This is a genomic window from Geodermatophilus sp. SYSU D01105 (genome assembly GCF_054050095.1).
This window is the reverse complement of sequence record NZ_JBJGYR010000014.1, coordinates 57,597-69,104: the sequence shown is the minus strand read 5'-3', so window position 1 is coordinate 69,104 and position 11,508 is coordinate 57,597. Positions and strand designations below refer to the sequence as shown.

The following is an 11,508-nucleotide window of genomic DNA, read 5'->3' as shown; positions in this document are numbered from 1 at the left end:
CAGGGTCGCGAGGGTGCTCCCCACCTCCCCGGAGCGCTCCGTCCGGGGGAGTCTCGGCGCCCGCCGGCATGCGGCCGGCACCGTCGGGTACGGGATCGTCATGAGCGCCGAGGACAAGATCAGCAACAAGATCGACGAGCTGGCGGGCAAGGGCAAGGAGGCCGTCGGACGGGCGACGGGCGACCGCGACCTCGAGGCCGAGGGCCGCGGGGAGCAGGCGAAGAGCAACCTCAAGCAGGCCGGCGAGAAGGTCAAGGACGCCTTCAGGAAGTAGACCCGCTCCCCCGCCCCCAGGGGGCTCGGCTCGTCGCGCGAGCGGCTCTCGACCGGGGGTGCGTCCCGCGGCCGGCGACGGTGCCGCGGGCCGGGCGCCGGTCCACGTCGGGGAACGGCCCGGCGGCGCCGTGCCCGAGAGGACGGCGCCGCCCGACCGCGTGGGGCGCGGTCAGTCGTCCGCGGACCCGTCCGCCTCGTCCCGGTCCCCGCGCGGCCCGCGGTCGCCGACGACCGCCTCGACCCGGTCGGTGACGCGCTGCTCCAGGTCCGCCAGTCGCTCGTCGGCCTGCTCCTGGGTGATCCGGCCGTCGGTGACGGCCTGGGCGATCCGCTCCTGCTCGGCCGTGACCAGGGCCTGGACGACGGTGTCGACGGCCACCCCCTGGTCCTCGGCGACCTGCGCCAGCGTGGCGCCGTCGGCCTCGAGGGCGGTGTGCAGGTCGTCCTCGCTCATGCCGAGCGCCTCGGCGGCGGCCGCCAGGTCCCTGCCACCGCCGTGGTGCCCGCCGCGGCCGCCGAGTCCCGCCTCGCTCAACGTCGTGGCGACCTCGTCGGCCTGCTCCTGGGTGATCGAGCCGTCGCCCACCAGGCCGGCCAGCGCGTCCCTGATCCGGTCGATCGGGGTCGACGTCGCGTCCTCGGTCGTGCCGGTGTCGGCCAGCGCCGGGCCGGCCACGGCCAGGCCGGTGAGGGCCAGCGCACCGGCGGTGGCGGCGATGACGATCTTCTTGCGCACGGGTGCTCCTCGTCCGGGCCGGTGTCTCCGACCCTCCGTCCCACCGTGCGGGGACGGCCTGTGCGGAGGCTGGGACCGTGCGGTGTCGTCCCTGTGACCACCGCGGCGACACGACCCCGTCCCGCGGCCCGGTGACCTCGGACCCTGGGGGCGCATCGCGACGCCCAAGACCCTGGTCGCCGTGGGTGGTCGGGTGGCAGGGGGTCGATGCGATGACCGAGCAGCCGTCTTCGCCGCTGGGTGCACCGGCGACGACCGTCGTCCCGTTGGACGACCAGCGCGCCACGGAGCTCGCCCGCGCCGGGGGCAAGGGCGTCGGCCTCGCCCGGCTGCGGCGGGCCGGGCTGCCCGTGCCCGACGGCTTCGTCGTCGACGCCGGGGCCTACCGGCGGTTCGTGGCGGTGTCGGGTCTGGCACCGCTCGTCGACCGGGTGACCGCCGGCCTCGACGGGCGGGACGCCGACGCGCTGGCCGCGGCGTCGGCGACGCTGCGCGCGGCCTTCGAGGCCGCGCCGGTGCCCGGGGACCTGGCCGGGCCGGTCGTCGCGGCCTGGCGCCGGCTGGGCGGCGGGCCGGTGGCGGTGCGCTCCTCGGCCACCACGGAGGACCTGCCCGGTGCCAGCTCGGCCGGCCAGCAGGACACGTTCCTCGACGTGACGGGTGCCGAGCAGGTGGTGGACGCCGTCCGGCGCTGCTGGTCCTCGGTGTGGACGGCGCGGGCCCTGGCCTACCGCGCCCGGCAGGGGACCCCCTCCGCCGCGGCCGCCGTGGCCGTCGTCGTCCAGCGGATGGTGCCCGCCGAGGTCGCCGGGGTGCTGTTCACCGCCGACCCGCTCACCGGGCGCCGCGACCGCGTGGTGCTCGAAGCGGTGCGCGGGCTCGGCGACGCGCTGGTGAGCGGGCGCGCGACCCCGCAGCGGTGGGTCCTGGACGCCGGGAAGCACGCGGTCCTGGACGGCCCCGACGGGGCGGTCCGCCCGCTGCTGGACGACGGGCACCTGCGCGAACTGGCCGACCTGGGGCTGCGCGCCGCCACGCTGTCCGGCGGACCCCAGGACCTGGAGTGGGCCATCGCCGACGGGCGGTGCTGGCTCCTCCAGTCGCGGCCGGTCACCACCCTGTTCCCGCTGCCGCCCGGGCCGCCGGCGGGACCGGGGCTGCGGGTGTACATCCCGCTGACCCTCGCGGCGCAGGGCGTGGCCGAACCCATGACCCCCGCCGGGAACGCCGCCTTCACCGGACTGGTCACCGCGGTGTCGTCCCTGTGGTCGCTGCGCCGCCGACCGGCGCGGGAGGTCCCGCCCTGGGTGTCCCAGGTGGCCGGGCGCCTCTTCTACGACATCACCCCGCTGCTGGCCTCCCCCCGGCTGGGCCGGAGCCTGGCCGACCGGATGGGCCTGAAGGACCCCGCCACCGCCGCGGTCCTGCGCGAGTGGCTCGACCGGGAGGGACACCGGCTGGTGCGGCCTCGCGGTGTGGCGCTGCCGGCCGGGCTGACCTGGTGGGTGGCCCGGGAGGTCCCCGGCCTGATCGCGGCGGCCGCCGCCCCGGTGGGGGCACGCCGGCGGCTGCTCGCCCGCGCGGAGGACTCGGTGCGCCGGGTCCGGGACGAGGCCGCGGCGCTGACCGGACCGCGCGAGCAGGCCGAGTACGTCCTCGCGACCCTGCCGCAGCGGACGCTCGACGTGGCCTGGGCCCAGCTGCCGCAGGTGTACGTGGGACTGCTGGCCGGCGCGCTCGCCGCGGAGCTGTGCGAGCGGTGGCTGGGCACCTCCGCCGGGATGGAGCCGGTGCGCCGCTGGCTCCCCCACGACCCCACGCTGGCGATGGGCACCGCCCTGGCCCGGCTGGCGCGGTCCTGCCGCGAGGCGGGTGAGGAACCGTCGGAGACCGCTCCCGGCATGGCGGAGTTCCTGTCCACCTTCGGGCACCGGGCGCCGGACCGGGAGATCGACCTGGGGCTGCCGCGCTTCCGCGACGACCCGACCTACGTCGTGGAGCTGGTTAGGGGGTACCTCGCCGCCGGCGACCCGGGTGAGCTGATCGACCGGCAGCGGCGCGGCGCCGAGCAGGCCGAGGCGGCGGCCCGGGACCTGGTCGCCGCCGTCCGCCGGGCGCGGGGGCGGCTGCGCGCGCTGCTGCTGCGCGCGGTGCTGAGCCGGTACCGGGCCCTGGCCGGACTGCGGGAGCGGCCGAAGTTCGACCTCGTCCGCGTGCTCGCCCTCGGCCGCGGCCTGCTGCAGCAGGTCGGTGCCGCCCTCGTCGCGGACGGCCGGCTCGACGACCCCGACGACGTCTTCTTCCTCGATCCGGCCGACCTGCGCGCGGCCGTGGAGGGCACGGCGCCGGACCTGCGCGAGCGCGCCGGCCGCCGGCGTCAGGAGTACGAGCGGGAGCTTGACCGGCGGGTCGTCCCGCTGCTGCTCACCAGCGACGGCGAGACGGTGTACGGCCCGGCCGCCCCGGCGGCGAGCGCGCCGGGCACCCTGGCGGGCACCGGGGTGTCGCCCGGGGTGCACGAGGGCGTCGTCCGGGTCCTCGACTCCCCCGTCGGCGCCGCGCTGGCGGCCGGGGAGGTGCTCGTCGCCGCGAGCACCGACCCGGGCTGGACGCCGCTGTTCCAGCTCGCCGGGGCCCTGGTGATGGAGGTCGGCGGGGTGGTCTCCCACGGGGCGATCGTGGCCCGGGAGTACGGCATCCCCGCCGTGGCCACGGTGCCGGACGCGACCCGGCGGCTGCGCACCGGTCAGCGGGTGCGCGTGGACGGCGGCGCCGGGACCGTCACCGTCCTGGCCGACCCGGCCGGCCGGCTGCCCGAACAGCGCACGCGGGACTCGGCGGCCGCGCCGTCGTCCCCCGCCGCGCGGCAGGACACGCGCTGAGCACCGTCCCAGCGGGTCCGCGGCCCGCTCATCGCCGCTCCCCCGCCAGGTCGCCGTCCACCGCACCGGCCGACGGCGCCGTGTGGTGCCGGCCGATGGGCAGCATCAGCGGCTTGCCCGACGTCGGGTCGACGATGATCCGGCTGTCCAGGCCGAACACGGCGCGCACGCTGTCGGCGGTGAGCACCTGCGCGGGATCCCCGGCCACGTGGACGCCCCCGTCGGCCAGGGCGACCAGGTGGTCGGCGTAGCGGGCCGCCATGTTGAGGTCGTGCAGGACCATGACGATGGTCGTACCCCGCGTCCGGTTGAGGTCGGTGAGCAGGTCCAGGACCTCGATCTGGTGACTGACGTCGAGGAACGTGGTGGGCTCGTCGAGGAGCAGCACGTCGGTCTGCTGGGCGAGCGCCATGGCGATCCACACCCGCTGGCGCTGCCCCCCGGAGAGCTCGTCCACGGCGCGGTCGGCCAGGGCGGTCGTCCGCGTCGCCTCGAGCGCCACGGCCACGGCGGCGTCGTCCTCCGCGCTCCACCGGGAGAAGAGGCCCTGGTGGGGGTGGCGACCGCGGCCGACCAGGTCGGCGACCGTGATCCCCTCCGGCGCGATCGGGGACTGCGGGAGCAGGCCGAGCGTGCGGGCCAGCTCCTTGGCGGGCAGCCGGTGCACCGCCTTGCCGTCGAGGAGCACCCGACCGCTGCGCGGCGCGAGCAGGCGCGACATCGACCGCAGCAGGGTCGACTTTCCGCAGGCGTTGGCGCCCACGATCGCCGTGATCCTCCCGGCGGGCACCGCCAGGTCGAGGTCCTCGATGACCGTGCGGTCGCCGTAGCCCAGGGTCAGGTCCTCGGCCGCCAGCGAGTGGTCCGTGGTCACGACGCCCTCCGTTCGGTCCCGCGGGACGCCGCGCTCACAGTGAGCCCCCGACGCGGTTGGTGCGGACGATCAGGTAGATGAGGTAGGGAGCGCCGAGCACGCCGGTGACGACACCGACGGGGAAGCGTGTCCCGAACGCGAACTGGCCGACGAGGTCCGCGACCAGCACCAGCAGCGCCCCGACGAGGGCGGCGGGCGCCAGCAGCGACCCGTTGGGCCCCACGATCCGCGCCGCGATCGGCCCGGAGAGGAACGCGACGAACGCGATCGGGCCGCAGGCCGACGTGGAGAAGGCGATCAGCCCGACGGCCGCGACGATCGCGACCACGCGCGTCCGCTCCACCCGGATGCCGAGCGCGGAGGCGGTGTCGTCGCCCAGGCGCAGCGCGGACAGCTCCCGTGTGCGGGCCAGCAGGACCGGTGCGAGCACGGCCAGGGCGACGACGGCCGGCAGCGCCCGCTCCCAGGTGACACCGTTGAGGCTGCCGTTCAGCCAGCGCGTCGCCTCCTGCCACTCCCACGACCCGGCCCGGGAGAGCACGTAGGCGATGACGCTGTGCAGCATCGCCGCGGTGCCGATGCCGATGAGGACGAACCGGGTCCCCGCTCCCCCGTCCTTGTAGGCCAGCAGGTAGATCACCAGCGCCACGACCAGGCCGGCGACGATGGCGAAGGCCGACACCGCCGTCCCGCCCAGTCCGAACACCACGATCGCGACGGCGGCGGCCGCGCTCGCACCCGTGCTGATGCCGATGACGTCCGGGCTGGCGAGCGGGTTGCGCAGCATCGTCTGGAAGGTGCAGCCGGCCAGACCGAAGCTCAGGCCGGCGACCACCGCGAGGGCCGCCCGCGGCAGCCGCAGCCGCCCGACGGTGAAGGAGGCCCCCTGCACCTGCTCGCCGAGGACGACCCGGAGCACGTCCCCCGGCGGGTAGAACGTCTGCCCCACCATGAGCGTCACGGCGAAGACGACGACGACCGCCACGGCGAGCACGGTCACGACCAGTCGCCAGCGGGCGGCACGGCGGGTGCGGTTGCCGACGACGACCTCGACGGCCGACGGAGCCGGCGCGATCCCGGCGCTCACAGCTCGCGCACCTTCTGCCGGCGGACGACGTAGATGAAGAACGGCGCCCCGATCAGCGCGGTGACGATGCCGACGTCGAGCTCGCTGGGCCGGGCGACGATCCGGCCGAGGACGTCGGCGGCGGTGAGCAGGCAGGCGCCGGTCAGCGCGGAGAACGGCAGCAGCCACCGGTGGTCCACGCCCACCAGCAGCCGGCACAGGTGCGGGACGACGAGCCCGACGAACCCGATGGGTCCCGCGACGGCGGTGGCGGCGCCGCACAGCAGGACCGAGCCGCACGCCGCGAGGCCGCGCGCCACGGCCACCCGCTCGCCGAGACCGGCGGCGAGCTCGTCGCCGAGGGCGAGGGAGTTGAGGCTGCGGGCCGACAGCAGGCTGACGACGAACCCCGCGGCCAGGAACGGCAGCGCGGGCCCGACGGTGTCGTAGGTGGCGCCGCCCACGCCGCCGATCAGCCAGGACTGGACGTTGGCGGCGATGTCGCCGCGCGGCAGGGCCACGGCCGTGACGAAGGAGGCCAGCGCGGCCGAGGTCGCGGCGCCGGCCAGCGCGAGCTTGAGCGGTGTCGCGCCGCCGCGCCCGAGGGACCCGACGGCGTAGACGAACACCGCCGAGAGCGCGGCGCCGAGGATGGCCACCGACACCCTGCTGGTCGCCGAGAACAGCCCGAACCAGGCCAGGCCGCAGACCACGGCGAGCGAGGCGCCCATGTTGATCCCGAGGACCCCCGGGTCGGCCAGCGGGTTGCGCGTGACGCCCTGCATGACCGCGCCCGCCAGGCCGAGCGCCGCGCCGATCACCACGGCGAGCACCGTGCGGGGCAGGCGCTTGGTGACCGCCGCCTGACCGAGGTTCTCCGACGACCCGCCCAGGGCCGCCACGATGTCGGACCAGCCGACCTCCCGGGAGCCGACGGTGACCGAGGCGGCCACCACCAGGGCGAGGACCCCGAGCACGACCAGCAGCCACAGGAGCCGCACCGACCCCGGGCGCGGCGCGACGGCGGCGTCCGGGGTCGGACCGGGGTCGAGCGCGGTCACTGCGCCTTGTCGGCTGCCTCGGCGAGCATGGACACGTAGTCCTCGAGCACCCAGGGGATCGCCAGTGGGGTCGGGTTCGCCGCGGTGCCCAGCGGGGTGTCCGGCAGCAGCACGAGCGCCCCGTTCCGGACGGCGGGGATCTGCGAGAGCAGCGGGTCGGCCTTCAGGGCGTCGACCAGCGCCTGGTCGCCGTAGGTCACGATGACGTCCACGTCGTCGAAGACGTCGACCTGCTCGGCGCTCACGGTGCCCGAGAACTGGGTGCTGTCGGTCGATGCCTCGGCGACGCTGGACGGCGTGGTGAGGCCGAGGTCCTGGAAGAACGCGCTGCGGGTGTCGAACGGGGTGTAGTAGCTGACCTCGCTCAGGTCGGTCGTGTCGACGTGGGTGAGGAACATGGTCGCCTTGCCCTCGAGCTGCGGGTGCTCGCCGACCGTCCGGGCGATCTGCTCCCCGATGTCGGCGACGAGCTGCTCGCCCTCCTCGGCCATGCCCATCCCGGCCGAGTTGACCTCGATCATCTCGCGCCACGGCGTCGCCCACGGCCCCTCCGGGTAGGCCACGACCGGGGCGATGTCGCTCAGCGTGTCGTAGTCCTCCTGGGTCAGCCCGGAGTAGCCGGCGAGGATCACGTCGGGGTCGGTGTCGGCGACCGCCTCGAAGTCGATGCCGTCGGTCTCGTCGAACAGCACCGGCGTCTCCGCACCGAGCTCCTCGAGCCGCTCGCTCACCCACGGGAGCAGGCCGTCGCCGTCGTCGTCACCGAAGTTGGCGGCGGCCATGCCGACGGGCACGACCCCGAGGGCCAGCGGCACCTCGTGGTTGGCCCAGTTCACGGTGGCCACCCGCTCGGGCTCCGACTCGATCGTGGTGGTGCCGAGCGCGTGCTCGATGGTGACGGGGGTGAAGTCCCCCGAGCCCTCCGCCGCGGCGCCGTCGTCGGCCGACGACGAGGAGCAGGCGGCGAGCCCGCCGGCGAGGAGCGAGGCGGCGGCCAGGGCCACCAGTCTGGGTGCGCGGTGCATGGTGTCCTTCCAGTCGTGCCGGCCGGGCCGTGGCAGGCCGGCCCGGCCGAGGTCCGGTCCTCGGCGCGCGGCCCAGTTCGGGCGCGCGACACCGAGCGACCGGCTGGCACACGCCCAGGGGACACGGGGGCAGACGCCCCGTGCCGGTCTCTCGATGTGAGCTGAGGCTAGCCTTACCTGCATCGAGATCCAATGGGCAGGGTCCCGCGCCATGGCTGGTCAGCGCCTCGACAGCCCACCCGGGACCGCGGGCAGGCGTCCCGCGCGGGCCGCTCGGACGAGGCGGCGGCTCCGCGGCGCCTCCAACGCCGAGGCCGAGCGCGAGCTCGGGTGGCAGCCGGCGCACCCGAGCTGGCGGCACGGGCTGGCCGCGGCATGACCGCCCGCGAGCAGCTGCTCGACGAGCTGCGGTGGGGCCGGAGCTGGTCGGCGCGTGCGCGATCGACGTCGCCGACGGGCGGGATCCGGAGCACCAGCGACATCGTCGACCCCGACGAGCTGGTGCACCTGGGCCGGCCGGCGACCTCTCGTCCCTGCTGAGGTCGGCGCGTCCGTCGGGTCGGTGGCCGGCCGCGCTGACGCCGTCCCCGACCACGGACGCGCCCGGCCCGGGGGTCGGAGCCGGCCGTCACCGCCCGGTCGACAGCGTCTGGGACCTGCTGGTGAGCGGGCCGCCTCTCGTCGCCCGGCCGGCGACCGATCGGTGTCGGCTCCACTCGAGCTGGCGCGCTCGAACAGTGGACGTCTGCGTCGACGACCGTCGCGCACTCCGACGTTGTCCCACACCGCCGTCGCGCCGATCGTGGTGGTGTCCCGAACCAGGCGGCACGTCGAGAGACCGACACGACCGAGACTGATGAGCCCGTCGACGAGGGGTCGTCCCGACCCGTGTGGATCGACCGGTCGCCATGACGGCGCACCCGCGGGAGGTGGTGGTCGTGAGCACACCCGTCACGACGCTCGGCCGGGGCCGGCTGCGGGTGGTCGCAGGCGTCCTGGCCGTGCTGATCGCGATCGTGCTCGGGTTCTTCGCCCACCGGCTGGTCGTCGACGTGCCGAACCTGGCGGCGGGCAGCCTGCCGGAGGACTCCTTCGACCGGCGGTACGTCGAGCACCCGTGGCTGGCGTACCTGCACATCGTGCCGGGCGTCCTCTACCTGGTCGGCGCACCGCTGCAGCTCTCCCGCCGGTTCCGCACCCGCCACTACGCCGTGCACCGGCGGCTGGGTCGAGTGCTGCTGGGCCTCGCGCTGGTCAGCGGTGTCTTCGCCCTCGCGTTCGGGGTGCCGTTCGCGTTCGGCGGGTCGTGGCAGGCCGCGGCCACGGTCGTGTTCGGTGTGTGGTTCCTGGCCTGCCTGGTGCTGGCCTTCCGGGCGATCCGGCGCGACGACGTGGCCCAGCACCGACGCTGGATGATCCGCGCGTTCGCGATCGGGGTGGCGGTGGGCACGATCCGCATCTGGATCGGGGTGTTCCAGGCGACCGGGCTGCTGACCTTCGAGGGCTCGTTCGCGGTCGCGTTCTGGCTGTCGTTCGCGCTGCACGCTTCGGCAGCGGAGTGGTGGCTCCGGCACACGCCCGCGCTCACCGGCTGAGCGACACCCACCCCCTCGGGTCCTGGAAATCCCTTGCCTTCGAGGGAACTCGAGGTTGCATGCTGGCCGCATGACCCGCGCCCTCGGATCGTCAGTGCCCGGCAGCAGGATCGCGGCATGAACGCCGCACCAGCCGTCGAGGCGATCGACCTCGTCAAGCACTTCGGGGCGACCCGAGCCGTCGACGGCGTCAGCTTCGTCGTCCCGGAGGGCTCGGTCCTCGGCCTGCTCGGGCCCAACGGGGCGGGCAAGACCACCCTCGTGCGGATGTTGACCACGTTGAGCATCCCCACGAGCGGAACGGGCCGGGTGGCCGGTTTCGACATCCTCAGGCAGCCGACCGAGGTCCGCCGCAGCCTGGGCCTCACCGGGCAGGCGGCGACGGTCGACGAGGTCCTCACCGGGCGGGAGAACCTGAAGTTGATCGGCAGTCTCTACGGGCTGCCCAAGCGCTACGTCCGGGAGGCCACCGAGCGGCTGTTCACCCGTTTCGACCTCCTCGACGCGGCTGACCGGATGGCGAAGACGTACTCCGGCGGGATGCGTCGCCGTCTCGACCTGGCGGTGAGCCTCCTGGCCGCACCGCCCATCCTCTTCCTGGACGAGCCCACGACCGGCTTGGACCCGCAGAGCCGGTCGGGGCTGTGGGCGGTCCTCCGGGAGCTCGTGCGCGAGGGCACCACCCTCGTCCTGACCACCCAGTACCTGGAGGAGGCCGACCACCTGGCCGACGAGATCGTCGTGGTCGACAAGGGCAGGGTCATCGCCGCCGGCACGCCGACACAGCTCAAGGACCAGGCGGGCCGGGCCAGCGTCGTCGTCACCCTGACCCACGCCGCAGACGTCGACCGGGCGGCGGAGCTCATGAACTCCTGCTGCCAGGAGGTGCACGTCGAACGAGGCAGTCGGCGGCTGACCGCGCAGGCCGGCGGGCTCGGCGACATGACCCGCATCGCCGCGGTCTTCGAGACCAGTGGCATCGAGCTCGACGACCTGGGCCTGGCCCGGCCGAGCCTGGACGACGTCTTCCTGCACCTCACCGGACACCGGGCCGAGGACGAGGACGCCTCGGACCTGACGAACGAGGGAGCCACTCCGTGACCGCCGTCCAGACCACCCGGGCACCGGCCACCCGGCCGCCCATCTCCCCGCCGTCCCTGCTGCGGGCGTCGTCGACCATCGTCTGGCGCAACCTGCTGCACATCCGGCGGATGCCGGAGATGCTGCTCGACGTCACGGTGCAGTCGGTGATGTTCGTGCTGCTGTTCGCCTACGTCTTCGGCGGGGCGATCGCGGTGCAGGGCGCCGACTACAAGGAGTTCCTGCTACCCGGGATCATGGTCCAGACCATGGTGTTCTCCTCGGCGATCGTGGCCATGGGCCTGACCAGCGACCTGCAGAAGGGGATCGTCGACCGGTTCAAGTCGCTGCCCATCGCACGGTCGGCCGTCCTGGTCGGCCGGAGCATCTCGAGCCTGATCCACTCCAGCATCGGCGTCGGGGTGATGGCCCTGACCGGCCTGCTGATCGGCTGGCGGATCCGCAACGGCGCGGTGCAGGGCCTGCTCGCGTTCCTGCTCCTGCTGCTGTTCGGTTTCGCGCTGATCTGGCTCGGCATCTGGGTCGGGTCGATGATGCGGACCGTCGAGGCCGTGCAGGGCTTCATGTTCACGGTGATGTTCCCGCTGACCTTCGTCGCGAACACGTTCGCGCCGCCGGAGAGCATGCCCGCGTGGCTGCGGGCCATCGCCGAGTGGAACCCCGTCTCGGCGGTCACCCAGGCCTGCCGGGAGCTGTGGGGCAACGGCCCGGCTGCGGCGCCGGATGCCGCCTGGCCGCTGCAGCACCCGGTCGCGGTGTCGGTCGGCTGGTCGGTCGTCCTCACCGCGGTCTTCGCGCCGCTCGCCGTCACGGCGTTCCGACGTCGCTCCCGCGACTGACCCGAGGCCGGTGACGAAGACGGTGCGGATCGAGCTGCGGGTGATCTGCACGG

Annotated in this window: 11 protein-coding genes; 6 read left to right on the top strand and 5 right to left on the bottom strand. The window is 74.8% G+C overall.

Translation table 11 applies throughout. The annotated features are described in order from the left end of the window. Window positions 1-13 precede the first annotated feature (13 nt). Window positions 14-274, top strand: coding sequence for a CsbD family protein (locus ACI79I_RS14765; RefSeq protein WP_456993061.1), 261 nt, complete (start codon window positions 14-16; stop codon window positions 272-274). A 171-nt stretch (window positions 275-445) separates the two neighbouring features. Here ACI79I_RS14765 and ACI79I_RS14760 read toward each other — a convergent pair whose 3' ends face one another. Then, window positions 446-1,012 carry a hypothetical protein gene (locus ACI79I_RS14760; RefSeq protein ID WP_456993060.1) on the bottom strand — a complete coding sequence of 189 codons (567 nt, stop codon included), beginning with the start codon at window positions 1,010-1,012 and terminating at the stop codon, window positions 446-448. A gap of 212 nt (window positions 1,013-1,224) precedes the next feature. Between ACI79I_RS14760 and ACI79I_RS14755 the strand changes: the two genes are divergently transcribed. Next, window positions 1,225-3,894, top strand: coding sequence for a PEP/pyruvate-binding domain-containing protein (locus ACI79I_RS14755; protein WP_456993059.1), 2,670 nt, complete (start codon window positions 1,225-1,227; stop codon window positions 3,892-3,894). 28 nt (window positions 3,895-3,922) lie between these two features. On the opposite strand, the gene ACI79I_RS14750 is transcribed toward ACI79I_RS14755, so the two are convergent. The 4 genes from ACI79I_RS14750 to ACI79I_RS14735 are packed head-to-tail and all read right to left on the bottom strand — an operon-like array spanning window position 3,923 to window position 7,920. Next, a complete protein-coding gene (locus ACI79I_RS14750; RefSeq protein WP_456993058.1) occupies window positions 3,923-4,768 on the bottom strand; it encodes an ABC transporter ATP-binding protein in 846 nt (281 codons plus the stop codon). A 34-nt stretch (window positions 4,769-4,802) separates the two neighbouring features. Continuing rightward, entirely contained in the window at window positions 4,803-5,855 is a 1,053-nt protein-coding gene (locus ACI79I_RS14745; protein WP_456993057.1) for a FecCD family ABC transporter permease, read from the bottom strand. After that, the gene (locus tag ACI79I_RS14740) at window positions 5,852-6,895 is read right to left on the bottom strand and encodes a FecCD family ABC transporter permease (protein WP_456993056.1); all 1,044 of its coding nucleotides are present in this window, start codon (window positions 6,893-6,895) and stop codon (window positions 5,852-5,854) included. Before ACI79I_RS14740 ends, ACI79I_RS14745 begins: the two co-directional genes overlap by 4 nt. Next, window positions 6,892-7,920, bottom strand: coding sequence for an ABC transporter substrate-binding protein (locus tag ACI79I_RS14735; RefSeq protein ID WP_456993055.1), 1,029 nt, complete (start codon window positions 7,918-7,920; stop codon window positions 6,892-6,894). The genes ACI79I_RS14740 and ACI79I_RS14735 overlap by 4 nt, the downstream gene beginning before the upstream one ends. 375 nt (window positions 7,921-8,295) lie before the next feature. Between ACI79I_RS14735 and ACI79I_RS14730 the strand changes: the two genes are divergently transcribed. From ACI79I_RS14730 to ACI79I_RS14715, 4 genes are all read left to right on the top strand, one after another. Continuing rightward, the gene (locus ACI79I_RS14730; protein WP_456993054.1) at window positions 8,296-8,460 is read left to right on the top strand and encodes a hypothetical protein; all 165 of its coding nucleotides are present in this window, start codon (window positions 8,296-8,298) and stop codon (window positions 8,458-8,460) included. A 398-nt stretch (window positions 8,461-8,858) separates the two neighbouring features. Next, entirely contained in the window at window positions 8,859-9,515 is a 657-nt protein-coding gene (locus tag ACI79I_RS14725) for a DUF2306 domain-containing protein (protein ID WP_456993053.1), read from the top strand. 117 nt (window positions 9,516-9,632) lie between these two features. Beyond that, window positions 9,633-10,616: an ATP-binding cassette domain-containing protein gene (locus ACI79I_RS14720; protein WP_456993052.1), complete on the top strand. Its 984-nt coding sequence runs from the start codon at window positions 9,633-9,635 to the stop codon at window positions 10,614-10,616. Further along, entirely contained in the window at window positions 10,613-11,455 is an 843-nt protein-coding gene (locus tag ACI79I_RS14715) for an ABC transporter permease (RefSeq protein ID WP_456993051.1), read from the top strand. The genes ACI79I_RS14720 and ACI79I_RS14715 overlap by 4 nt, the downstream gene beginning before the upstream one ends. Window positions 11,456-11,508 lie beyond the last annotated feature (53 nt).

Excerpts from the sequence above, each read along its gene's own strand:
- ACI79I_RS14755 (WP_456993059.1), top strand. The coding sequence starts at position 1,225 with ATGACCGAGCAGCCGTCTTCGCCGCTGGGTGCACCGGCGACGACCGTC.
- ACI79I_RS14720 (WP_456993052.1), top strand. The coding sequence starts at position 9,633 with ATGAACGCCGCACCAGCCGTCGAGGCGATCGACCTCGTCAAGCACTTC.
- ACI79I_RS14730 (WP_456993054.1), top strand. The coding sequence starts at position 8,296 with ATGACCGCCCGCGAGCAGCTGCTCGACGAGCTGCGGTGGGGCCGGAGC.
- ACI79I_RS14735 (WP_456993055.1), bottom strand. The coding sequence starts at position 7,920 with ATGCACCGCGCACCCAGACTGGTGGCCCTGGCCGCCGCCTCGCTCCTC.